Source organism: Salmonella sp. 32082101201600294FB01SM01 (genome assembly GCF_017572865.1).
GTDB lineage: Bacteria > Pseudomonadota > Gammaproteobacteria > Enterobacterales > Enterobacteriaceae > Salmonella > Salmonella enterica.
This window is the reverse complement of the sequence record NZ_JAGESB010000002.1, coordinates 40980-64385: the sequence shown is the minus strand read 5'-3', so window position 1 is coordinate 64385 and position 23406 is coordinate 40980. Positions and strand designations below refer to the sequence as shown.

Sequence of the window (23406 nt, the reverse complement as noted above, 5' to 3'; positions counted from 1 at the left end):
TAATTATAGCTCATAACTATCAAAACTAATTATCTGTTGTCCGAACCATTCATTTAGCTCCTGTAGCCGCTTTTGCAGCGGCATCAGCTCGTTGCGGACAAAGACGCGGCTGGCCTTTTCAACATCACCAAAGCCGCCGGTATTGTTGGGAATAATGCCCATCATCTGTGGCGGCACGCGGTGTGCTGCCATCATGTCATCACGGCTCACATTCTTGATGTTCAGAAACTCATCCTTAGCAGCCACTTCTGACAACGGAATTATCTGGATACCATCCTTTTTCCCGTTAGGTGAGTACATAAACAGGTTGCGGAAGTTACCTGGTCCTTTGGCACTTTTCATAGCCTGGCGGATGTTGTTCACGTCCTCCTGATTTTGCGCGGCGTCGGTCATGTACATGATAAAACCCGCGTGGCTGCCGTTGATATAATACTTGCGGCGGAACAGCGTGGCGGACTCGTTCAGAAGGGCCGAAGGGATGGCGGACAGGTATTCCGGCAGGCCGTAAATCTCCTGGTTTAAATCCGGTTCCATAAGGTGAAAGATGCTGCCTTTGGTGAACTCGTAGGGCTGCGTGGTCATGCCATACTGCACAAACCAGTAGGTATCGAGATCCAGACCACGACGGGTGTATTTCGCCAGTGATGGCTCCAGCGACAGAATGCCGCCGAGGCGGTTCGTCCGTTTCTCCAGATAGGCGTTACCAAACACTAGGTAGTCCTGCACGAAGCGGCTGAATGCCTGCTGGCTCAGTAACGGGTGTGGGATAAACGTGCTGGTCAGGATGTTGCGCTTTACCGCAATTGGTGAGCTGTGATGCACGGCGGCGCGGTAGGTGCGGGCCAGTCCGTCAAAGCTCACCGGCGGCTCATACCAGCGATCCATCTGCACGCATTCCACATAGTCCAGCAGCTCGCGGCGGTCCAGTACCGGGATTGGATCACCAAAGCTGAAAGCCTCGGCAGTTGCGCCTGCGTTTTTAGGCGCCGTATCTTCTGTTGACGTTGTGCTGGTTAAGGCTTCGAGTTCACTCATCAAAAAATCTCCACAATATTGCTGGTATTGGCGGATTCGCCCTGCAGCGGTTCGTTAAACAGTGCGTGCATAGTTGCCCAGGCCAAATCTGCGTGGCTGGCTTCTTCGCTGCGGCCTGCTTCGTAGGTGGGACGGTTGCCGCTGGCTGTGGTGGCCCGGCGGATTGCCATAAAGGACTGCGCAATGTCGGTGTGTCCTGCGTCAAACTCCAGACGACGGTGGCTGATAATGTCGTACGCCTTGAGCACCAGGGCGTTTTTGACGTTGGGGTTGTAGACAAACTCCCGCACGGCAGGAAAGAACGCTTTTACGTTCTCATAAACACCGTGCCCGACGCCGGTCGAGTCGATGCCGATATAGGTCACGTTGTACTGCTGCGTTAGCTTTTTGATAGCGTCCGCCTGGGCGCGAAAGTCCATCCCGCGCCACTGATGACGCTCCAGAATGCGGAACTTCCCGCCCGGTACAGTTGGTGGTGCCATAACCACGCAGCCTGCGCTGTCACCGTTCTGCGTACCTTTCGCCGGGTCGTAACCGATCCAGACTTCTCGCCAGCCAAACGGGCGCAGCGCCAGTGCCTGAAAATCGGTCCAGACTTCCCAGCTGTCCACCATGCACGCCTGCAGCTCGCTGAGTGGGAATACTGACGCCAGATCGTCTATAAATTCGCACATCAGCAGGTTCTGGTATTCGTCCGGGCTGTACTCCATGCGCAGCTGGTCGAGGTCGAACAGGTTACAGCCGCCGCGCACCGCATCCTCCACGGTGACGATCTGGCGGTACTGCCCGTCAGGGCAGAGCAGGCCATGCGCTAGGTTGCTGTGGGTCAGATCAATATCCACCTTGTCCGCTTTGGCGCGGCCCCGGTTAAACAGTGCGCCGGACCAGAACGGATAGGCACTGTGGGTCAGGCTGGACGGCGTGGAAAAGTAGGTTTGTCGCCATTTCTTGTGAATGGCCATACCGGAGGCCACCTTGCGCAGTTCCTGGAATTTCGGTATCCAGAAATATTCATCAAGGTACAGGTTGCCGTGGTAGCTCTGCGCCGTACGGGCGTTGGTGCCGAGAAAGTACAATGCTGCGCCATTGGGTAGCACCATAGGATCGCCTTTCAGCTCCACCTCAACTTCTTTGGCAAAGTCGATGATGTACTGCTTAAAGACGTGCGCCTGTGCCTTACTGGCAGAAAGGAAAATCTGGTTGCGTCCGGTCAGCAGGGCGTCAATCAATGCTTCACGGGCAAAATAAAACGTGGCGCCAATCTGGCGCGACTTGAGCAGATTTCGGATGCGGTTGGTTTTCCCGGCTTCAAACCAGTGACGCTGATAGTCGAACATAGAGGCGTGGAAGACTTCTTCCAGCTTTTCGATCTGTTCGTCGGAGAAAACGTTCTTTTCCGGCTGACGGCGTGGGCCTTTGTTGCGATTGGCTACTTTTGGGTTTAAATCAGCTTCGTTCCCGCTATCGTTAAATTTGCCGATCCGGGCGTGACGCTCTGACTGGCGCGCCAGCAGGTCAATTTCCTTGAAGTCCTTCCCTTCTTTCTGCTCCTTCATGATGAGCTGGCAGTAACGTGCGGCGGTGGTGAGCTGCATCTGATCCAGCGGCCCATAGTCGCCCCACTTATCGCGTTTTTTCCAGCTGTGAACGGTTGCAACTTTTTCGCCCAGCATTTCAGCAATGCGGGCTACGCGGTATCCCTGAAAGTACAGCAGCATGGCCTGCCGACGGGGATCGAGGTCTGCGGGGGTCAGTGTCGTGTTCATGGCCCAAACATACGGCCTTGTATGGCGGCTTTCCCCGGCTGCGTTTTGTGTGGTTTACCGTACAAATACAGCGCGTTGTCTCACTCCCCCCATCACCGCAAACATAAGGCTCCAGTAAGTTATTTCTAACGGAGCACGGCTCATGACAGTGAAAGCAAAGCGTTTCCGTATCGGGGTGGAAGGTGCCACCACTGACGGGCGCGAGATCCAGCGTGAATGGCTGGTACAGATGGCTGCCAGCTACAACCCGACGGTCTATACCGCGCTGATTAACCTTGAGCACATCAAGTCTTATCTGCCGGAGAGCACTTTTAACCGCTATGGCAGGGTGACGGGGCTGGTTGCAGAAGAAATCCAGGACGGCCCGCTGGCGGGCAAGATGGCACTTTATGCCGATATCGAACCCACTGACGCCCTGGTGGAACTGGTGAAAAAAGGCCAGAAGCTTTTCACCTCCATGGAGGTCAGCACGAAGTTTGCCGACACCGGCAAAGCCTACCTTGTGGGGCTGGGTGCGACAGACGATCCTGCGAGTCTCGGCACCGAAATGCTGGCTTTCAGCGCCAGTGCAGCACATAACCCGCTGGCAAACCGTAAGCTGAACCCTGAAAACCTGTTTTCGGAAGCGGTTGAAACGCTGATTGAACTGGAAGAAGCCCAGGACGAAAAGCCGTCCCTCTTTGCCCGCGTCACCGCGCTATTCACCAAAAAAGAGCAGACCGACGATGCGCGATTCTCTGATGTGCATAAAGCCGTGGAGCTGGTCGCTATTGAGCAGCAGATCCTGAGCGAGCGCACTGATAAATCCCTGTCCGATCAGGACCAGCGCCTTTCTGAGCTGGAGTCCTCCCTGCAGGAGCAGCAGACCGCCTTTGCCGAGTTACAGCAGCAGCTGAGCCGTGAAGACAGCCGCAAAGATTACCGCCAGCGCGCGCCGGGCGGTGACGCACCGGCAGGCACCCTGACCAATTGCTGATGGAGCATAAAACCCGATGAAAAAGAAAACCCGCTTTGCCTTTAACGCTTACCTGCAGCAACTGGCGCGCCTGAACGGTGTGGAAGTTGAAGAACTGTCCAGCAAGTTTACCGTGGAGCCGTCCGTGCAACAGACGCTGGAAGACCAGATCCAGCAGTCCGCCGCTTTCCTGACGCTGATTAACATCACGCCGGTCACTGAGCAGTCAGGACAGTTGCTGGGGCTGGGCGTGGGCAGCACCATTGCCGGAACCACCGATACCACCACCAAAGAGCGTGAGCCTACCGATCCGACGCTGATGGAAGACGTGGAATACAAATGCGAGCAGACCAACTTTGATACGGTGCTGACCTACGCAAAACTGGACCTGTGGGCGAAATTCCAGGACTTCCAGGTGCGTATTCGCAACGCCATCGTCAAGCGTCAGGCGCTGGACCGCATCATGATCGGCTTTAACGGCGTGAAGCGCGCCAAAACCTCCAACCGTGCTGAAAACCCGCTGCTGCAGGACGTCAATAAAGGCTGGCTGCAGAAAATCCGCGAAGACGCGCCGGATCACGTCATGGGCAGCAAAACCGCAGAAGACGGCACCACTACTGCAGAACCGGTAAAAGTCGGTCCGGGTGGTAAGTATGTAAATCTTGACGCGGTGGTGATGGATACCGTCAACGAGCTGATCGATGTGGAGTATCAGGATGATGACGAACTGGTTGTTGTCTGCGGACGTGAACTGCTGTCTGACAAGTATTTCCCGCTGGTCAACAAAGAGCAGGACAACAGCGAGAAAATCGCCGCCGATCTGATCATCAGCCAGAAACGCATGGGCGGCCTGCAGGCTGTGCGCGCGCCTTTCTTCCCGGCAAATGCCCTGCTGATCACCCGTCTGGATAACCTGTCCATCTACTGGCAGGAAGACACCCGCCGCCGTTCAGTTATCGACAACCCGAAACGCGACCGGATTGAAAACTTTGAATCCGTCAACGAGGCGTATGTGGTCGAGGACTACCGCTGCGCGGCACTGGTGGAAAACATCGAAATCGGTGATTTCACCCCGCCTGCAGCAGAAACAGGAAACGGAGAGTAACGCATGAGCCTGAGTCCCGCACGGCAGCACCGCCTGCGCATTCAGGCCGAACAGGCCGCCCGTGAGGGCGGCAGTGTTCGCCATGCGTCGGGTTATGACCTGATGCTGCTGCAGCTGGCAGAAGATCGCCGCAGGCTTAAAGGCATCCAGTCCACGGTGAAAAAGGCGGAAATCAAGGTGGAGCTGCTGCCGAAATATTCTGCCTGGGCAGAGGGCGTGCTGGCTGCCGAAGGCGCGCAGCAGGATGACGTGCTGATGTACGTGATGCTGTGGCGTATCGACGCCGGTGATTATGCCGGTGCGCTGGAAATCGGGCGTCATGCGCTGCGCCATGGCTGGGTGATGCCGCTGGGCAACCGTAACGTGCAGACCGTGCTGGCAGAAGAAATGGCAGACGCGGCGCAAAGCGCTCTGCTTGCTGCTGCCGGTTTTGATGCCGATCTGCTTCTGCAGACGCTGGACCTGACAACCGATCTGGATATGCCGGACCAGTCGCGGGCGCGACTGCATAAAGCCATCGGCGCTGTACTGAGCGAAAGCAACCCGGCGTCTGCCCTGAATCATCTTACCCATGCGCTGCAGCTTGATCCCCGCTGCGGTGTGAAAAAAGAAAAGCAGCAGCTGGAGCGCAGACTGCGCAATGACAGCCGCTAAAGAACGTGCCCCGCGCACGGGCGGCACGGGATGGCGAAAGGCACTGCCACATCAAAATTCCGTCCACCGCCCACTTATTCAGGAGAAAGCCGCATGAAGTTTGTTGCGCCCGAACAGGTGCCGGAACAGGCGGAGGTCATCAAAAATACGCCGTTCTGGCCTGATGTGGACCTGTCGGAATTTCGCAGTGTGATGCGAACTGACGGCACGGTGACGCAGCCGCGTTTAAAGCAGGTTGTGCTGACGGCTATTTCTGAGGTTAACGCTGAGCTGTACGACTTCCGCAACCGCCAGCAGTTGCTGGGCTACCGGGCACTGGCTGAGGTTCCGGCGGATATGCTGGACGGCAAAAGCGAGCGTATCCGGCACTACCACAACGCTGTTTTTTGCTGGGCGCGCGCTGTGCTTAATGAGCGTTATCAGGACTATGACGCCACGGCGTCAGGCGTGAAGCGAGGGGAGGAGATGGCGGAGGCCAGCGGCGATCTGTGGCGTGATGCCCGCTGGGCTATCAGCCGGGTGCAGGATGCGCCGCACTGTACGGTGGAGCTTATCTGATGAAAGTGCGTGCGCATCAGTATGACACGGTGGACGCGCTTTGCTGGCGTCATTACGGGCGCACGCAGGGCGTCACTGAGCAGGTTCTGCAGGCAAATCCGGGGCTGGCTGAGTACGGCCCATTTTTACCGCACGGGCTGCAGGTGGAGCTGCCGGACATTACGGCGTCAACCACGGCGCAGACCGTCCAGCTATGGGACTGAATTATGACGCTTGAACGAATCAGCGCCTTTATCACTTACTGCATTGCCGTGCTGCTGGCATGGCTGGGCGATCTGTCGCTCAAGGATGCGTCAACGGTTGGCGGCGTACTGATTGGTGTGCTGATGCTGGCTATCAACTGGTACTACAAACACCAGTCTTTCAAATTGTTACGTGGCGGCAAGATTTCGCGGGGGGAATATGAATCCTTCAATCGTTAAGCGCTGCCTTGTCGGGGCGGTGCTGGCTATCGCCGCCACTCTGCCCGGATTTCAGTCGCTTCATACCTCCGTTGAGGGGCTGAAACTGATCGCCGATTACGAGGGATGCCGCCTGCAGCCTTATCAGTGCAGCGCGGGCGTCTGGACTGACGGGATCGGCAATACGTCCGGTGTGGTGCCTGGAAAAACCATCACGGAACGGCAGGCGGCGCAGGGACTTATCACCAACGTGCTGCGCGTGGAGCGGGCACTGGATAAATGTGTGGTGCAGCCGGTGCCGCAAAAGGTCTATGACGCGGTGGTGTCGTTTGCTTTCAACGTGGGCACCGGCAACGCCTGCAGCTCCACGCTGGTTAAGTTGCTGAACCAGCGGCGCTGGGCGGATGCCTGCCATCAGCTGCCGCGCTGGGTATATGTCAAAGGTGTGTTTAATCAGGGGCTGGACAACCGCCGCGCGCGGGAAATGGCCTGGTGCTTAAAAGGAGTATAGCGAAATGAAATGGTTAAAAAGTTACTGGCTGCCGCTCTCGGTTCTGGCGCTCCTTGTGATGGTTGATGTGAATTTCCCGGCATCTCATGCGCTTTTCCCGCTGGCGCTGGTTATGTGGTTTGAGTATGCCGCTTTTTCACTGGTTTGTTTTGCTGGTTTGTACTCCTGCACCCTGACGGGGAGTGATCGGCTACGCGTCCGTCAGTTGCTCAGCAGGGTGCTGGGGCTAATGGATAAAGTACCTCTCACCTGGTATCAGCGTCTCGCTCTTGCCTTTGTCATGTTGCTTGCCGGATGGAAGCTCACGGGGATGGTGTGTGTTTTTACAGTAGCCATGAGCTTAGCAATAAAAGATGAGCTAAAGGCACTGCGGGAATGAATCGTTTACTGGCAGTGGTTCTGGCGCTGGTACTTGCGGCGCTGGGCTGGCAGTCGTGGCGGCTTAACAATGCCAGCCACACCATCGAGACGCAGGGCGCGGTGCTGAAAAGCAAAACGCAGGAGCTGACGAAGAAAAACAGCCAGCTGATCGGCCTGTCCATTCTGACCGAAACCAACAGCCGGGAGCAGACGCGGCTTTATGCGGCAGCGGAACAGACCACCGCACTGCTGCGAAGCCGTCAGCGCCGGATCGAGGAACTGAAACGTGAAAACGAGGATTTGCGCCGCTGGGCTGACACTCCTTTGCCTGCTGACATTATCCGGCTGCGGGAGCGTCCGGCCCTCGCCGGAGGTGCAGCTTACCGTGAGTGGCTGTCCCAGAGTGACGCAGTGCCGCCTGGAAAGGTCAGCGCCGAGCAGTAACGGCGATCTGAATGCGGTGCTGGATGAAACCGAGGCCGCCTGGGCGGTCTGTGCTGACAAAGTGGACACAATTATTGCGTGTCAGGAGCGAGACAGTGAACAAACCGCAGTCCTTACGCAGCGCCCTGAATAAAGCGGTTGCCTATGTCCGGGACAACCCGGACAAGCTGCACCTTTTCGTTGATAACGGCTCACTGGTGGCAACAGGAGCCAGTTCCATGTCATGGGAATACCGCTACACCCTGAACGTGGTGATCGAGGATTTCAGCGGCGACCAGAATCTGCTGATGGCCCCAGTCCTGCTGTGGCTCAGTACCAGCCAGCCGGACGCCATCAACAACCCGGATCTGCGCGAAAAACTGTTCACCTTTGAAGTGGATATTCTGCGAAACGATGTGTGCGATATCAGCATGAACCTGCAACTGACTGAGCGTGTGCTGGTCAGCACTGACGGCAGCGTATCGAGCGTTGAAGCGGTGCCGGAGCCGGACGAACCCGAAGAAATGTGGACGGTGAAACGTGGATGAGCTGCAGAAGGTGGATGACTGGCTGACGGCGTTGCTGGCGAATCTGGAGCCTGCCGCACGCAACCGTATGTTGCGGCAACTGGCGCAACAGCTGCGCCGGACGCAGCAGCAGAACATCAGGCTGCAGCGTAATCCTGACGGCAGCGGCTATGAGCCGCGCAGGGTGACAGCCCGTAGCAAGAAGGGACGTATCAAACGCCAGATGTTTGCAAAGCTTCGCACCACAAAATACCTGAAAACCGCCGCCAGTGCGGACTCCGCCAGCGTGCAATTTGATGGCAAGGTGCAGCGCATTGCCCGTGTTCACCATTACGGCCTGCGTGATCGCGTCAGCCGCAAAGGCCCGGAGATTCGATACGCAGAGCGCCGCCTGCTGGGCGTGAATGATGAGGTGGAAACCGTTACCCGTGACACTCTGTTGCGCTGGCTGGCGGGGTGATATTTGTTTCATCGCTGGTACAAGCGCCAGAACTGCCTACCTTTTCCCACTGATGGCAACCTTTCGTTATGAATGCACAACTGACCGAAATTATGCGCCTTATCACCAATCTGATCCGCACCGGCACTGTGACCGAAGTGGATCGGAAGAAATGGCTGTGCCGGGTGAAAGTGGGCGAGCTTGAAACTAACTGGATTAACTGGCTGACGCTGCGTGCCGGTGGTGCCCGTACATGGTGGTGCCCGTCGCCGGATGAGCAGGTGGTGGTGCTGAGCATGGGCGGCAATCTGGAAACCGCTTTTGTGCTGCCTGCCATCTACTCCAATCAGTTTCCGCCGCCGTCGGATTCCGTGGACGGCTGCGTGACGGAGTACCCGGACGGGGGCTGGTTTGAGTACGAACCCGCCACCGGGCGGTGGCATGTTCGGGGTATCAAATCCATGGTGATCGAGGCGGCGGACAATATCACCCTCAAAACCGGTGAGTTTGTGGTGGAGGCTGACACAACACGCATTAACAGCGAGGTGGTGATCAACGGCGGCGTCACCCAGGGCGGCGGCGCAATGAGTTCTAACGGGGTCGTGATGGATAAACACGGTCACACTGGCGTTAAGTCAGGCGGGGATACATCGGGAGGTCCGGTATGACGTTGTATATCGGTATGAGCAGGAATGACGGGCAGGTCATTGCAGATACCGACCATCTGCGCCAGTCGGTGCGGGATATTCTGCTGACGCCGCAGGGCAGTCGTCTTGCCCGCCGGGAATATGGCTCCCTACTGTCAGCCCTGATTGACCAGCCGCAGAACCCGGCACTGCGCCTGCAGATTATGTCTGCAGTCTATGTGGCGCTGAACCGCTGGGAGCCGCGCCTTACGCTGGACTCCATCATCATCAACGGCAATTTTGACGGCTCTATGGTGGTTGAGCTTACCGGGCAGCGCAACAACGGCGCGCCGGTTTCACTTTCGGTAACTACAGGAGCAGACAATGGCAGTCATTGACCTTTCCCGGTTACCGCCGCCGCAGATAGTGGACGTGCCGGATTTTGAGACGCTGCTGGCTGGGCGCAAGGCCGCTTTTGTGGCTCTTTATCCTGTGGATGAACAGGACGCGGTGCGGCGCACGCTGGCGCTGGAATCTGAACCCGTCACCAAGCTGCTGCAGGAAAGCACATACCGCGAAATCCTGCTGCGCCAGCGTATTAACGAGGCTGCGCGGGCGGTGATGGTGGCCTATTCGATAGGAAATGATCTTGAGCAGCTGGCAGCCAACTGCAACGTGAAACGCCTGACGGTAGTGCCTGCTGATAATGATGCAGTACCGCCGGTCGCCGCAGTGATGGAAGATGATGAGGCGCTGCGCCAGCGCATCCCTGCAGCATTTGAGGGACTGTCCGTTGCTGGCCCTACGGGAGCCTATGAATTTCACGCCAGAAGTGCGGACGGACGTGTGGCAGATGCCAGCGCAACCAGTCCGGCCCCTGCAGAGGTGGTACTTACCGTACTGAGCCGGGAGGGTGACGGTACAGCAGTAAAAGACCTGCTGGATGTGGTTGAAAAAGCCCTGAACAGTGAGAGTGTACGCCCGGTGGCTGACCGTCTGATGGTTCGTAGTGCGGAGATCATACCGTACCGGGTGGAGGCTACCATTTTTCTTTATCCGGGGCCGGAAGCGGAGCCTGTTATGGCGGCGGCAAAAGCCAGCCTGCAGAAGTACATCGCCAGTCAGACGAGGCTGGGACGTGATATCCGCCGCAGCGCCATTTATGCCGCGTTGCACGTGGAGGGCGTCCAGCGTGTGGAGCTGACGTCCCCTCTGGAGGATGTGGTGCTGGATAAGACGCAGGCGGCATCCTGTACTGAATGGAGCGTTACCAACGGGGGCACGGATGAATAGTCTGTTGCCGCCGGGTTCGTCGCCGCTTGAGCGCCGACTGGCGCAGACCTGCAGCGGGATTTCCGATCTGCAGGTATCGCTGCGTGATTTGTGGAACCCGGCAACCTGCCCGATCAGATTCCTGCCTTATCTGGCCTGGGCGTTTTCTGTTGACCGCTGGGATGAGAGCTGGACAGAAAGCGTCAAGCGCCGCGTTGTGCAGGACGCTTTTTATATCCATCAGCACAAGGGGACAACCAGCGCCGTGCGGCGCGTGGTGGAGCCGTTCGGCTTCCTGATCCGCATCATTGAGTGGTGGCAGACCGGCGAAACGCCGGGGACGTTCCGTCTGGATATTGGCGTACAGGATCATGGTATCACCGAAGACACCTATCTGGAGCTGGAGCGCCTGATAAGCGATGCCAAACCATGCAGCCGCCACATGACAGGTATGTCTATTAATATGCAGACCAGCGGCCCTTACTGGGTTGGCGCAGCCAGCTACCTTGGCGAAGAAATCACGGTGTATCCGTATATCAATGAAACGATTGTTTCCGGCGGCACCGCACATGAAGGCGGGGCAGTCCATGTTATTGACACAATGAGAGTGAATCCATGAGCGCAAAATTTTATACCCTGCTGACGGAGATCGGCGCGGCGAAACTGGCAAGCGCCGCCGCGCTCGGTGTCCCGCTGAAAATTACCCATATGGCGGTGGGCGACGGTGGCGGTGTGCTGCCCACACCCAGCGCGCAACAGACCGCGTTAGTTGCTGAGAAGCGTCGAGCAGCGCTGAATATGCTGTATATCGACCCGCAGAACAGCAGCCAGATTATTGCTGAGCAAGTGATCCCGGAAACTGAGGGGGGATGGTGGATTCGTGAGGTCGGCCTGTTTGATGAAACCGGCGCACTGATCGCCGTGGGTAACTGCCCTGAGAGCTACAAGCCGCAACTGACAGAAGGGAGCGGACGTACGCAGACCGTGCGCATGGTACTGATTACCAGTAGCACCGATAACATCACCCTGAAAATTGACCCTGCAGTAGTGCTGGCAACCCGTAAATATGTAGATGATAAGGCGCTGGAGCTGAAGGTATATGTAGACGACCTGATGGCAAGGCATCTTGCTGCGCCGGACCCGCATTCACAGTATGCGCAGAAGGACAGCCCGACACTCACAGGGATTCCAAAGGTACCGACGCCAGCGGCGGGTAACAGCACTAAACAGATTGCAAACACGGAATTTGTGGCATCGTCTATCGCGGCAATAGTGGATTCTGCGCCTGCAGCACTGGATACGCTGAACGAGCTGGCAGCGGCTCTGGGGAATGACCCGAACTTTGCCACGACGATGATAAACGCTCTGGCTGGAAAGCAACCGCTGGACAATACACTGACGAATTTAAGCGGAAAAGATGTCGCCGGCCTTCTCGCATATCTTGGTTTAGGCGAAACGATAAATCTGGCCACTGGCGCCATGCAAAAAAACCAGAACGGCGCGGATATCCAGAATACGCCGCTGTTTGTACAAAATATCGGAGCGCTTCCTGCCAACGGTACGGCTGTTGCAGCGAACAGACTGGTATCACGCGGCACGCTTCCCGCACTGACTGGCACAACGAGGGGCAGTGATGGCGGCCTGATAATGGGCGAGGTTTACAACAACGGCTATCCAACGGAATACGGGAATATTTTGCGTCTGACCGGAACCGGTGATGGAGAGATATTAATCGGATGGAGTGGGGTTAATGGTGCTCCTGCGCCTGCATATATCCGTAGCCACCGAGATACCCCTGACGCTGAGTGGTCAGAATGGGCGATGCTCTATACCTCCCTGAATCCACCTCCAGTACCCCCAGATTTGAATCCTGTCGGCGCGGCTATTGCGTGGCCGTCTGACACCATCCATGCTGGTTACGCCCTGATGCAGGGGCAGACGTTTGATAAATCTGCTTACCCGTTACTGGCTATAGCGTATCCGTCTGGCGTTATCCCTGACATGCGAGGCTGGACAATAAAGGGTAAGCCCATCAGTGGACGTGCTGTACTGTCGCAAGAAATGGACGGCAACAAATCGCACAGCCACGGCGCGCGGGCACTGGATACCGATCTGGGAACGAAAGGTACGTCGTCATTTGATTACGGAACGAAGAGCTCTAATACAACAGGCGGTCATAACCATTCGGCGGGCGGCACATACGGTGGTGATTCAATCGGTGGAAAAATTCGCGTCCAGCATGATGGCAATGACCAGTTAACAAGCTGGAATGGCGATCACGCACATACCACATGGATTGGTCCGCATGACCACACTGTATATATCGGCCCACACGGCCACGTCGTTATTGTGGACGCAGACGGTAATGAGGAAACAACGGTTAAAAACATTGCATTTAATTACATAGTGAGGCTTGCATAATGACTTTTAAAATGAGCAGCAAAGCGCGGACAATTACGATTTATAACCTGCGTTCAGATACGAATGAATTTATTGGGGCAGGTGATGCGTATATACCGCCACACACGGGATTACCGGCAAACTGTACGGATATTGCCCCCCCTGATATTCCCGCCAGTCATATTGCTGTATTTGACGCTGAAACCGAAATGTGGAGTCTGCATGAGGACCACCGTGGCGAGACGGTTTACGACACAACAACCGGCAATCAGGTTTATATCTCCTCTCCCGGTCCGCTACCTGACAACGTCACATCAGTTTCACCTGATGGTAAATATCAGAAATGGAATGGTAAGGCGTGGGTAAAAGACGAAGTGGCTGAAACAGCGGCCAGACTTCGTGAAGCTGAAGGGATCAAAAGCCGTCTTTTGCAAACAGCAGCGGAGAAAATCGCGCCATTACAGGATGCTGTTGATCTTGAAATCGCAACAGATGATGAGAAAGTGCAGCTCGACGAGTGGAAAAAATACAGGGTGTTGGTAAACCGGGTGGATACCACGAATCCTGACTGGCCTGATGTGCCTGCAAGCCAGTAATATGACGTTGTGAAAAGACAGGCTGACGTTAATAAAATACGTCAGCCTGAAGTAATATTAAGTTCATCAGGAACTGATGAAACTTAATGACCAGATATACCATCAGTCCTGATATGGTTGTTATAGTTTTCTGTAAAAAATTAACAACCACAAATCTGGCACCACTCCGGTGGCTTAAGAATATCTGGTGGCCATTTGTCACACCATGGTGGGCGAATATATGGGGCAGGCGTTGGCGGCCAGCCACTGGAGGAGTGTTTTGTATTATCTGGTGGGGGTTTTGAATCACTGGCAGCCATCGCCGATGCCGAAAAGGCTGTAGCCGACAACACCAGAAGCAATGGGAAAAATATACGATGTCTCATAATGTCACCCGTGAATATTCAGATTATCCATACTGTTGACTTCCTTCATTTCCAGCATAGTTCACGCTGTATCATCATTGAATAAACAATTAAGTTTATTGAGCGAAAATTTACCTAAAGAAAAAAATAATAAGCTTTGATATTTTTTTTGCAATATTTTAACTCGTACCAAAATAAATGTGTGTAGATGGCCTAAGAAACTGATGAGCAGGAATATTGATAGCCAGTAAATCACTCCCGTGGTAATGAAGGCCACCTGATTGCTGTGAAAGTGGCATCGTCTGAAACGCCAGTTAAGTCCAGCGATTTAAGAATATTGATATAATTCATCCACAGAATTAAAGCTGCTTTATTTTCATCACTGATAATTCCCAACGTTAATTCTGTGCGCCAGTCCTTAATAGCATTACCTGCATTGTTAAGTAATTTCTGTCGGGTGGTTTCGGCCTTAGCCTGACAATCCACCGAAACGGGTAAAATCTTACCATCCCTGTATCACCAGGAGCCATCACCATGGCAACCATCAGGGCAGTCTGCAGCGTCCACTTCCGCGCCGGACTTGCCGCAGCGAGGGCGCAAGGGCGAATCGGTGGCAGGCGTCCAAAGCTCACTCCGGGGCAATGGGAGCAGGCCGGAAGGTTGCTTGCCGCCGGTGAAACTCGTCATCGTGTTGGATTACTTTTTGATGTTAGCATTTCCACTCTTTACAAGAAATTCCCTGTAAATCAGTCGCGTTGAAAGTGGCGATATTGTACCAGCACTGACACATCGTGAAATACGTGCGCCGCACGCCTGGCAACCAGAACATAAGGTATCCCTGTCAACCGGAGAGACTGCCTTATGGCTCAGGATTACCACCACGGGGTGCGCGTTGTTGAAATCAACGAGGGCACCCGACCTATTACCACGGTGAGCACTGCCATCGTGGGCATGGTCTGCACCGGCGATGATGCTGATGCGTCCGTGTTTCCCCTCAATAAGCCGGTCCTGCTGACTGATGTGCTTACCGCCAGCGGTAAAGCGGGGGAGTCCGGCACGCTGGCCCGCTCGCTGGACGCGATTGCAGATCAGGCAAAACCCGTGACTGTCGTTGTGCGTGTGGCGCAGGGCGAAACCGAAGCGGAAACCACCTCCAATATTATCGGCGGCGTAACTTCCGACGGTAAGAAAACGGGCATGAAAGCGCTACTGTCGGCGCAGTCGCAGCTCGGTATCAAGCCACGCATTCTTGGGGTGCCGGGACATGACACTCAGGCCGTTGCTACTGAACTGCTGGGCGTGGCGCAAAGCTTGCGCGGGTTTGCCTACCTTGCTGCTAATGGCTGCAAAACGGTGGAGGAAGCTATTGCCTATCGCGAGAATTTCAGTCAGCGCGAGGGAATGCTGATCTGGCCTGACTTCATCAACTTTGACACCGTGCTGAAAGCAGACGCGACGGCTTACGCCTCCGCCCGTGCGCTCGGCCTGCGTGCCAAAATCGACGAGCAGATCGGCTGGCATAAAACCCTGTCCAATGTGGGTGTGAACGGTGTCACCGGCATTTCCGCTGATGTGTTCTGGGATCTGCAGGACCCGGCAACCGATGCGGGACTGCTGAACAAAAATGACGTCACCACATTGATCCGCCAAGACGGCTTCCGCTTCTGGGGTTCCCGTTGTCTCAGTGACGATCCGCTGTTTGCCTTTGAGAACTACACCCGCACGGCGCAGGTGCTGGCTGACACTATGGCGGAGGCGCACATGTGGGCGGTAGATGGCGTGCTTAATCCGTCGCTGGCCCGCGACATTATTGAAGGACTACGCGCCAAGATGCGCAGTCTGGTCAACCAGGGATACCTGATTGGTGGTGACTGCTGGCTGGATGAGTCTGTTAACGATAAAGACACCCTTAAAGACGGGAAACTGACCATCGATTATGACTACACGCCGGTGCCTCCACTTGAAAACCTGATGCTGCGCCAGCGCATCACCGATCGTTACCTGGTCGATTTTGCCAGCCGTGTCGCTACATAAGGGGGAATCATGGCTTTACCACGCAAGTTAAAACACCTGAACCTGTTCAACGACGGGAACAACTGGCAGGGGATCGTTGAGTCTCTGACCCTGCCGAAATTTACCCGCAAGTTTGAGAAGTATCGCGGCGGCGGTATGCCGGGCGCAGTGGATGTGGACATGGGGCTGGATGACGGTGCACTGGACACGGAATTTTCAATCGGCGGTACCGAGCTGCTGTTATTCAAGCAGATGGGCAAGGCAACCGTTGACGGCATCCAGTTGCGTTTCACCGGTTCCATTCAGCGTGACGATACCGGCGAAGTGCAGACCGTTGAGCTGGTTGTGCGCGGGCGCCATAAAGAAGTGGATTCCGGCGAGTGGAAAACCGGCGAGAGCAGCAGCACCAAAGTCAGCAGTACCAACAGCTACGCGAAGCTGACCATTAATGGTGAGGTGCTCTATGAGGTCGATCTGGTCAACATGGTAGAAATCGTTGGCGGCGTGGACCTGATGGAAGAACACCGTAATGCCCTCGGCCTCTGATTAACCTTAACGGCGCGGGCAGCCGCGCCAGTATTTCATTAACAGGATACGAACATGAGCGACAAGCTGACTGAAAAGACCGTAAAACTGGATACTCCCATCATGCGCGGTAAAGCTGAAATTACCGAAATTGTGCTGCGCAAGCCTCAGTCCGGCGCACTGCGTGGCACCCGTCTGCAGGCCATTATGGATATGGACGTGGGCGCAATGATGACTGTGATTCCACGAATCTCCACCCCGACGCTGACCGCGCAGGAAATGGCAGAGCTGGACCCCGCAGATCTCACCGCGCTGTCGGTAGAGGTGGTGACTTTTTTGTTGAAGAAGTCGGTGCTTGCCGGTTTACCGACAGCCTGACGATTGATGATCTTGTGGCGGATATCGCCACCATCTTTCACTGGTCGCCATCCATCACTGACGTTATGCCGCTGACTGAGGTGCTGGCGTGGCGGTATAAGGCAATTCAGCGAAGCGGGGCCAGCGATGAGTGACAATAACCTGCGTCTGCAGGTGATTCTTAATGCGGTTGACAAGCTCACCCGCCCATTTCGATCCGCGCAGGCCAGCTCAAAAGAGCTGGCTGCAGCCATTCAGCAAAGCCGCGCCCGTTTAAAAGAATTAGATGCTCAGGCGGGCCGCATTGACGGTTTCCGCAAGGCCAGCGCGCAGCTGGCAGTCACAGGTAACAGCCTGAAAGCCGCACGCGAAGAAGCTGCGAAACTTGCCACGCAATTCTCTGCCACCAACCGCCCGACGGCGGCGCAGGCACGGCTGCTTGAGCAGGCAAAGAACCGCGTTACGGAGTTACAGAGCAAATATAACGGTCTACGTCAGTCAGTGCAGCGCCAGCGTCTTGCGCTCAATGAAGCCGGACTGGACACGAAAAAGCTCAGTAGTGCGCAGCGGGAACTGCGGCAGAATGCCGACGAAACCCGGCAGGCCCTGGACCGGCAGCAGAAATCCCTTAAACGCCTGGGCGAACAGCAGGCGCGAATGAACGCCGTCCGCGATCAGTATTCACGCCGTCTTGAGGTGCGGGATCGCATCGCCGGGGCAGGGGCTACCACTACGGCTGCGGGGGTGGCAATGGGCGCACCTGTTGTGGCGGCAGTTAAGAGCTACGCCAGCATGGAAGATGCCATGAAAGGCGTGGCAAAGCAGGTAAACGGGCTGCGGGACGATAATGGCAACCGCACAAAACAGTTTTATGACATGCAGGATGCCATCAAGGCCGCCAGCGAACAGCTGCCGATGGAGAACGGCGCTATAGACTATGCCGCGCTGGTTGAAGGTGGTGCTCGCATGGGGGTGACCAATCAGGACGATCCTTACGAAGAGCAGAAACGTGACCTGCTGGCTTTTGCATCCACGGCGGCAAAAGCGGCAACGGCCTTTGAGTTGCCCGCAGATGAACTGGCAGAAGGGCTGGGGAAAATCGCGCAGCTCTATAAAGTTCCGACGCGCAATATTGAACAACTGGGCGATGCGCTGAACTACCTGGACGATAACGCCATGTCAAAGGGTGGGGACATTATCAACGTCCTGCAGCGTATGGGGGGCGTGGCTGACCGCCTTGACTTCCGAAAGGCCGCGGCGCTGGGTTCAACATTCCTTTCTCTTGGGGCTGCCCCGGAAATCGCCGCCAGCGCCTCTAATGCCATGGTGCGTGAACTGTCCATTGCCACCATGCAAAGTAAACGATTTTTTGAAGGCATGAGTCTGTTGCAACTCAATCCGGCGGAGATTGAAAAGCAGATGACCACCGATGCCATGGGCACAATTCAGCGGGTTCTGGAGAAGGTCAACCATCTGCCGCAGGATAAACGCCTGTCAGCCATGACAATGATTTTTGGCAAAGAGTTTGGCGATGATGCGGCAAAGTTGGCTAACAACCTGCCGGAGCTGCAGCGCCAGCTGAAACTCACATCAGGTAGTGGTGCTAATGGCTCCATGCAGAAAGAATCCGACATTAACAAGGATTCATTGTCTGCGCAGTGGTTGCTGGTTAAGACGGGCGCGCAGAACGCTTTCAGCAGCCTGGGGGAAACGTTGCGCCAGCCGCTGATGGATATTATGGGCATGGTTAAGCGCGTGACCGGGGCGTTGCGTCGCTGGGTTGAGCAGAATCCCGTGCTGGCTGGCACGCTGATGAAAGTGGCGGCAGCTACGGCAGCCATTACTGTTGGGGTGGGGGCGCTGGCAGTGGCGGTGGCTGCTGTGCTGGGACCGCTGGCGGTTATCCGGTTTGGCCTGTCCATGCTGTCAGTTAAAGCGTTACCTTCTGCAGCCGCCGCTGCCACACGTACAGGTAGCGTGCTGCGTTTGTTGATCTCTGGTCCGCTGGCTTTGCTGCGCGTGGCATTATTTGCTGTTGGTAGCCTGCTGGGTGCACTGCTCAGTCCTGTAGGGCTGGTTGTGGCTGCACTGGCAGGCGTGGCGCTGGTTATCTGGAAATACTGGCAGCCCATCAGTGCATTTCTGGGGGGCGTGGTGGAAGGGTTCAAAGCCGCTGCTGCGCCCATCAGCGCCGCCTTTGAGCCGCTCAGACCCGTGTTTCAGTGGATTGGTGACAGGGTGCAGGCCTTGTGGGGCTGGTTCAATGATTTACTCACCCCGGTTAAATCCACTGCCGAAGAACTGAACAGCGCAGCTGCAATGGGGCGTCGGTTTGGTGAGGCGCTGGCGGAAGGTCTGAATAGGGTGATGCACCCACTTGAGTCACTTAAATCCGGTGTGTCATGGCTGCTGGAAAAGCTCGGTATTGTCAGTAAGGAGGCGGCAAAGGCGAAACTACCTGCGCAGGTTACGCAGCAGCAGTCCGCCACAGTGAACAGTGACGGCAAAGTGGTGCTGCCGCCAGGCGGGTTCCCGGCTTACGCGGGGATGTACGACACGGGCGGGATCATTCCACGCGGGCAGTTTGGCATTGTCGGAGAAAATGGCCCTGAAATTGTGAACGGACCGGCAAATGTTACCAGCAGGCGGCGTACTGCTGCGCTGGCCTCTGTCGTTGCTGGCGTGATGGGGGTAGCTGCGACACCTGCAGAAGCGGCTCCGCTTCATCCGTTCAGTTTGCCTGCGAGGGCATACCAGCCCCCGCTTGCTAAGACAGATAGCCCGCCGCCGGTTATTCGTTATGAGATAAATGCGCCCATTCATATTGTCGCTCAGCCTGGGCAGAACGCGCAGGATATTGCCCGTGAAGTGGCACGCCAGCTTGACGAACGGGAGCGCCGGGCCAGGGCAAAAGCACGCAGCAATTTCAGCGATCAGGGGGGGTATGAATCATGATGATGGTACTGGGTTTATATGTATTTATGCTGCGCACTTTCCCTTATCAGGAACTGCAGTATCAGCGCAGCTGGCGACACGCCGCCAACAGCCGGGTGAACCGCCGCCCGTCAACGCAGTTTCTTGGCCCGGATAATGATTCACTGACACTGTCCGGGGTTCTGCTGCCGGAAGTGACCGGAGGCAGGCTGTCATTGCTGGCGCTGGAGTTGATGGCAGAGCAGGGCAAAGCGTGGCCTTTGATTGAAGGCAGCGGAACCATTTACGGCATGTTTGTTATTGAAAGTCTGAGCCAGACAAAGACGGAGTTTTTTGCAAGCGGAATGCCCAGGCGCATTGAGTTTACGATCACCCTCAAACGGGTTGATGAATCGCTGTCTGACATGTTCGGGAGCCTGAGTGACCAGCTCAGCAACCTGCAGGACTCTGCTGCCTCTACGATTGGGGGGATTAAGAACACGGTAGGAGGATTGCTGCAGTGAACGTTAATTCTGATCTTCTGAATCTGAACAGCAAAAGCCCGGCTTTCAGTATCACCATCGAAGGCAAAGACGTGACGACGGTGATGGACGCGCGCCTGATGAGTCTGACACTGACGGATAACCGGGGCTTTGAAGCGGACCAGCTTGATCTGGAGCTGGACGACGCCGACGGGCAGATCGTTCTGCCGCGCCGTGGTGCTGTTATTCATCTGGCGCTGGGCTGGAAAGGCCAGCCGCTTTTCCCTAAAGGGGCTTTTACCGTAGATGAAATTGAACACAGCGGAGCCCCTGACCGGCTGACCATCAGGGCGCGTAGCGCAGATTTCCGTGAAACCCTCAATACACGGCGCGAAAAATCATGGCATCAGACAACGGTGGGGGAGGTGGTAAAGGAAATCGCCGCCCGGCATAACCTCAAAGTGGCGCTGGGTAAAGACCTGACGGATAAGGCGCTGGATCATCTGGACCAGACCAATGAAAGCGATGCAAGTTTTCTGATGAAACTGGCGAGACAGTATGGGGCGATTGCTTCCGTTAAAGACGGGAATCTGCTGTTTATCCGGCAGGGACAGGGAAGAACGGCAAGCGGCAAGCAGTTGCCGGTTATCATCATCACGCGCAAAGCCGGTGACGGTCATCGGTTCACCCTTGCTGATCGTGGTGCCTATACCGGTGTTATTGCCAGCTGGTTGCATACGCGTGAACCCAGGAAAAAAGAGACAACCCGTGTTAAGCGTCGTCGAAAGAAAGCCACCACACCCAAAGAGCCGGAAGCAAAACAGGGAGATTATCTGGTGGGAACGGATGAAAACGTGTTGGTTCTTAATCGTACCTACGCCAACCGGAGCAATGCAGAGCGCGCAGCAAAAATGCAGTGGGAACGTCTGCAGCGCGGGGTTGCTTCATTTTCCCTGCAGCTCGCTGAGGGGCGGGCTGATCTCTATACGGAAATGCCGGTGAAGGTGACGGGATTTAAGCAGCCTATTGATGATGCAGAATGGACCATTACCACCCTGACGCATTCTGTCAGCCCGGATAATGGATTTACGACCAGCATGGAGCTTGAAGTAAAGATTGATGATCTTGAAATTGAATAATTGGTTCTCAACATTGAATGATGATGTATCATTATTGCGATTACGGCAAAAGTGGTGGGATAACAGCAATGATGAACTGTCCAGAGTGCGGTCATGCAGCACATACCAGAAGCAGCTTTCAGGTATCAGCTACGACAAAAGAACGTTACAACCAGTGCCAAAATATAAATTGTGGCTGTACGTTCGTTACTCATGAAACGTTTGTACGGCACATTATAAAACCGAATCTAATTTCTTCTGCGCCACCACATCCGGGAAAAGGTGGTCAAGGCCACATGAGTTTCTGAACAGAACCCGCTTTAATGGCGGGTTTTTTGTTGCCGCCAGTCCGACACGCTGTCGCCATTTTGCCGCCACTACCAAAGAAAAAGGGGCTACGTTTTCACGTAACCCCTTGTTTTATTTGGTGGAGCTGGCGGGAGTTGAACCCGCGTCCGAAATTCCTACATCCTCGGTACTACATGCTTAGTCAGTCTTTACATTCGCCTGGCACCTGCGGACGGACACGCCACTACCAGACTAGCCTGATTCGTTTTAACGCTTCAACCCCAGGCAGGGCATCCGCGCGATCTCTTTTGGGTTTGACCTCTCTTGATCCCCGTCCTAAGAGCGGAGGCTAGGGAGAGAGGGCTCTAAGCAGGTTATTAAGCTGCTAAAGCGTAGTTTTCGTCGTTTGCGACTATTTTTTTGCGGCTTTTTACGAGGCCAACCGCCCCTCGGCATGCACCTTGGGTTTCGCAAATCCCGTCGAATCCAGAATCAGCCCCAATGTGTAAGGTAAGTATAACAGACTTGTGACACGCGTGACCAGCCCCCGTATCTTCTTATCTTCAACGATTTACCGCTCGCGCAGCGCTTCTTTCGCGCGATTAAACGGTTTGATTAAATAGTCGACAATGGTTTTTTCACCGGTTTTGATATCCACCGTGGCGATCATGCCTGGAACAATCGAAAAACGGCGTCCTGATTTATTTTGTAGATAGTCCTGGTGGGTGCGGATAAACACGCGATAGTAGAAAATTTCCGGTTTCACTTTATCCTGAATGGTGTCCGGTGAAATGGTCTCCACCACGCCGTCAAGCCCGCCGTAAATGGCGTAATCGTAAGCAGTAATTTTAACCAATGCGCGTTGGCCGGGATGAATAAAGGCGATATCACGCGGCGAAAGGCGGGTTTCAATCAGCAGACGATCGTCTACCGGCACTATCTCCATCATCTCGCCGTTAGGCGGGATCACGCCGCCAATCGTCGTGACCTGGATATTTTTAACAATGCCGCGTACCGGCGAACGCACGGTAAGGCGGGTGACGGAATCCTCGCGTCCTTTTAAAATGGCGGAGAGCATATCGACCTCAGCGTTCGCTTTCGATAACGCTTCGCGTGCCTGCACATAATATTGTGAGCGCAGATCGGTAATTTTTAAGCCTAAATCGCTTTTTTGTCGTTGCAGGCGTAGCACTTCAACATGACTGGCCGCGCCGCTTTTCTCCAGCCGCTGGGTAATGGTCAGCTCTTTATTAACCGACGCCAGCGCATCCCGTAGCTCGGCTTCGGTATCGGCCAGCTGCGCGCGGCGGCTTTTATAGAGACGCGTCTCTGCGGCAATCAGATCCGGCCAGCCGTTCAGCTCAGCGGGAAAGGCGAGAGGTAAGTCGCTGACTTCCGCAGTTAACCGTGCGCTGGAGGCGAGTGAAGCGCGATATTTTGCCGCACTTTCACCAACATTGGACGCCAGACGCGTCGGATCAAGCCGGGCGACAATCTGGTTAGCCTGAACTCTGTCGCCTTCCCGCACCGTCAACTGCGCCAGAATGCCGCCATCCAGCGACTGCAGAACCTGTTCGCGTGAACTGGGGATCACTTTCCCGTTGCCGGTGGAAACCTCATCCAGCCGGCCAAACCACGCCCAGATGCCGAGAATGAGAAATAACAGTGAGCAGATCAGAACAATACGACTCGCGCCGGAAAACGCCCGTTCACGCTGAATATCGAAATCGTCCATCGC

Annotated in this window: 29 protein-coding genes, 1 other RNA gene and 2 pseudogenes; 27 read left to right on the top strand and 5 right to left on the bottom strand. The window is 55.5% G+C overall.

Translation table 11 applies throughout. The annotated features are described in order from the left end of the window. Positions 1–3 precede the first annotated feature (3 nt). Together J4645_RS10045 and J4645_RS10040 are read right to left on the bottom strand one after the other, a co-directional pair. Entirely contained in the window at positions 4–1035 is a 1032-nt protein-coding gene (locus tag J4645_RS10045) for a phage portal protein (RefSeq protein ID WP_208208970.1), read from the bottom strand. Continuing rightward, positions 1035–2801, bottom strand: a complete 1767-nt coding sequence (locus J4645_RS10040; protein WP_208208968.1) for a terminase ATPase subunit family protein — start codon at positions 2799–2801, stop codon at positions 1035–1037. Before J4645_RS10040 ends, J4645_RS10045 begins: the two co-directional genes overlap by 1 nt. A gap of 142 nt (positions 2802–2943) precedes the next feature. Between J4645_RS10040 and J4645_RS10035 the strand changes: the two genes are divergently transcribed. The 18 genes from J4645_RS10035 (at position 2944) to J4645_RS09955 (ending at position 13628) form a co-directional block, all read left to right on the top strand. Further along, positions 2944–3777, top strand: a complete 834-nt coding sequence (locus tag J4645_RS10035; protein ID WP_208208967.1) for a GPO family capsid scaffolding protein — start codon at positions 2944–2946, stop codon at positions 3775–3777. A 16-nt stretch (positions 3778–3793) separates the two neighbouring features. Further along, entirely contained in the window at positions 3794–4861 is a 1068-nt protein-coding gene (locus J4645_RS10030; RefSeq protein ID WP_000730754.1) for a phage major capsid protein, P2 family, read from the top strand. A gap of 3 nt (positions 4862–4864) precedes the next feature. Continuing rightward, positions 4865–5515 (top strand): phage terminase small subunit, encoded by a 651-nt coding sequence (gpM, locus tag J4645_RS10025; RefSeq protein WP_000059169.1) that lies wholly within the window; start codon positions 4865–4867, stop codon positions 5513–5515. 93 nt (positions 5516–5608) lie between these two features. Next, on the top strand, positions 5609–6073 hold the full coding sequence (locus J4645_RS10020) for a head completion/stabilization protein (RefSeq protein WP_208208966.1): 465 nt from the start codon (positions 5609–5611) through the stop codon (positions 6071–6073). Continuing rightward, positions 6073–6276 (top strand): tail protein X, encoded by a 204-nt coding sequence (locus J4645_RS10015; RefSeq protein ID WP_000868184.1) that lies wholly within the window; start codon positions 6073–6075, stop codon positions 6274–6276. The genes J4645_RS10020 and J4645_RS10015 overlap by 1 nt, the downstream gene beginning before the upstream one ends. A gap of 3 nt (positions 6277–6279) precedes the next feature. Then, positions 6280–6495, top strand: a complete 216-nt coding sequence (locus tag J4645_RS10010; protein ID WP_000171565.1) for an HP1 family phage holin — start codon at positions 6280–6282, stop codon at positions 6493–6495. Continuing rightward, the gene (locus J4645_RS10005; protein ID WP_058108880.1) at positions 6476–6985 is read left to right on the top strand and encodes a lysozyme; all 510 of its coding nucleotides are present in this window, start codon (positions 6476–6478) and stop codon (positions 6983–6985) included. Before J4645_RS10010 ends, J4645_RS10005 begins: the two co-directional genes overlap by 20 nt. Positions 6986–6989: 4 nt before the next feature. Beyond that, positions 6990–7364: a DNZ54_00345 family protein gene (locus tag J4645_RS10000; protein ID WP_000871620.1), complete on the top strand. Its 375-nt coding sequence runs from the start codon at positions 6990–6992 to the stop codon at positions 7362–7364. Further along, complete coding sequence (lysB, locus tag J4645_RS09995; protein ID WP_079812715.1) at positions 7361–7789, top strand: Rz-like lysis system protein LysB; 429 nt, start codon at positions 7361–7363, stop codon at positions 7787–7789. The genes J4645_RS10000 and lysB overlap by 4 nt, the downstream gene beginning before the upstream one ends. Beyond that, positions 7674–7922 (top strand): Rz1-like lysis system protein LysC, encoded by a 249-nt coding sequence (lysC, locus tag J4645_RS22225; protein WP_223149275.1) that lies wholly within the window; start codon positions 7674–7676, stop codon positions 7920–7922. Before lysB ends, lysC begins: the two co-directional genes overlap by 116 nt. After that, positions 7885–8316, top strand: a complete 432-nt coding sequence (locus J4645_RS09990) for a phage tail protein (RefSeq protein ID WP_001039961.1) — start codon at positions 7885–7887, stop codon at positions 8314–8316. The genes lysC and J4645_RS09990 overlap by 38 nt, the downstream gene beginning before the upstream one ends. Further along, entirely contained in the window at positions 8309–8755 is a 447-nt protein-coding gene (locus J4645_RS09985; RefSeq protein WP_208208965.1) for a phage virion morphogenesis protein, read from the top strand. Before J4645_RS09990 ends, J4645_RS09985 begins: the two co-directional genes overlap by 8 nt. Positions 8756–8823: 68 nt before the next feature. Next, a complete protein-coding gene (locus J4645_RS09980) occupies positions 8824–9402 on the top strand; it encodes a phage baseplate assembly protein V (protein ID WP_072600520.1) in 579 nt (192 codons plus the stop codon). Next, positions 9399–9758, top strand: a complete 360-nt coding sequence (locus J4645_RS09975; RefSeq protein WP_000177404.1) for a GPW/gp25 family protein — start codon at positions 9399–9401, stop codon at positions 9756–9758. The genes J4645_RS09980 and J4645_RS09975 overlap by 4 nt, the downstream gene beginning before the upstream one ends. Then, positions 9745–10653 (top strand): baseplate assembly protein, encoded by a 909-nt coding sequence (locus J4645_RS09970; RefSeq protein ID WP_063314688.1) that lies wholly within the window; start codon positions 9745–9747, stop codon positions 10651–10653. Before J4645_RS09975 ends, J4645_RS09970 begins: the two co-directional genes overlap by 14 nt. Then, complete coding sequence (locus J4645_RS09965; protein WP_001086806.1) at positions 10646–11251, top strand: phage tail protein I; 606 nt, start codon at positions 10646–10648, stop codon at positions 11249–11251. The genes J4645_RS09970 and J4645_RS09965 overlap by 8 nt, the downstream gene beginning before the upstream one ends. Further along, a complete protein-coding gene (locus J4645_RS09960) occupies positions 11248–13053 on the top strand; it encodes a phage tail protein (protein ID WP_208208964.1) in 1806 nt (601 codons plus the stop codon). The genes J4645_RS09965 and J4645_RS09960 overlap by 4 nt, the downstream gene beginning before the upstream one ends. Beyond that, positions 13053–13628: a tail fiber assembly protein gene (locus J4645_RS09955; protein WP_208208963.1), complete on the top strand. Its 576-nt coding sequence runs from the start codon at positions 13053–13055 to the stop codon at positions 13626–13628. The genes J4645_RS09960 and J4645_RS09955 overlap by 1 nt, the downstream gene beginning before the upstream one ends. Positions 13629–14224: 596 nt before the next feature. Here J4645_RS09955 and J4645_RS09950 read toward each other — a convergent pair. Next, a pseudogene (locus J4645_RS09950) lies at positions 14225–14551 on the bottom strand (tail fiber assembly protein); the annotation flags it as partial. Here J4645_RS09950 and fin point away from each other — a divergent pair. The 9 genes and pseudogenes from fin to J4645_RS09905 all read left to right on the top strand — a co-directional run. Then, positions 14543–14731: pseudogene (fin, locus tag J4645_RS09945) on the top strand (serine-type DNA invertase Fin); the annotation flags it as partial. The pseudogenes J4645_RS09950 and fin sit on opposite strands and share 9 nt — an antisense overlap. A gap of 102 nt (positions 14732–14833) precedes the next feature. After that, on the top strand, positions 14834–16006 hold the full coding sequence (locus J4645_RS09940) for a phage tail sheath protein (RefSeq protein ID WP_000046105.1): 1173 nt from the start codon (positions 14834–14836) through the stop codon (positions 16004–16006). Between the two features lie 9 nt (positions 16007–16015). Then, positions 16016–16531, top strand: coding sequence for a phage major tail tube protein (locus tag J4645_RS09935; RefSeq protein WP_001207654.1), 516 nt, complete (start codon positions 16016–16018; stop codon positions 16529–16531). A gap of 54 nt (positions 16532–16585) precedes the next feature. Next, positions 16586–16888 carry a phage tail assembly protein gene (locus J4645_RS09930; protein WP_001280962.1) on the top strand — a complete coding sequence of 101 codons (303 nt, stop codon included), beginning with the start codon at positions 16586–16588 and terminating at the stop codon, positions 16886–16888. Positions 16889–16902: 14 nt separating this feature from the next. Then, entirely contained in the window at positions 16903–17022 is a 120-nt protein-coding gene (locus J4645_RS09925; RefSeq protein ID WP_000763317.1) for a GpE family phage tail protein, read from the top strand. Continuing rightward, positions 17015–19822 carry a phage tail tape measure protein gene (locus J4645_RS09920; RefSeq protein WP_208208961.1) on the top strand — a complete coding sequence of 936 codons (2808 nt, stop codon included), beginning with the start codon at positions 17015–17017 and terminating at the stop codon, positions 19820–19822. Before J4645_RS09925 ends, J4645_RS09920 begins: the two co-directional genes overlap by 8 nt. Then, on the top strand, positions 19819–20304 hold the full coding sequence (locus J4645_RS09915) for a phage tail protein (protein WP_208208960.1): 486 nt from the start codon (positions 19819–19821) through the stop codon (positions 20302–20304). The genes J4645_RS09920 and J4645_RS09915 overlap by 4 nt, the downstream gene beginning before the upstream one ends. Continuing rightward, a complete protein-coding gene (locus J4645_RS09910) occupies positions 20301–21401 on the top strand; it encodes a phage late control D family protein (protein WP_208208959.1) in 1101 nt (366 codons plus the stop codon). The genes J4645_RS09915 and J4645_RS09910 overlap by 4 nt, the downstream gene beginning before the upstream one ends. A 68-nt stretch (positions 21402–21469) precedes the next feature. Further along, positions 21470–21688, top strand: a complete 219-nt coding sequence (locus J4645_RS09905; RefSeq protein WP_000980498.1) for an ogr/Delta-like zinc finger family protein — start codon at positions 21470–21472, stop codon at positions 21686–21688. 117 nt (positions 21689–21805) lie between these two features. Here J4645_RS09905 and ssrA read toward each other — a convergent pair. After that, positions 21806–22168: a transfer-messenger RNA gene (gene ssrA, locus J4645_RS09900) on the bottom strand. A 71-nt stretch (positions 22169–22239) separates the two neighbouring features. Next, positions 22240–23403, bottom strand: a complete 1164-nt coding sequence (locus J4645_RS09895) for an HlyD family type I secretion periplasmic adaptor subunit (protein WP_072101562.1) — start codon at positions 23401–23403, stop codon at positions 22240–22242. Positions 23404–23406: the final 3 nt, after the last annotated feature.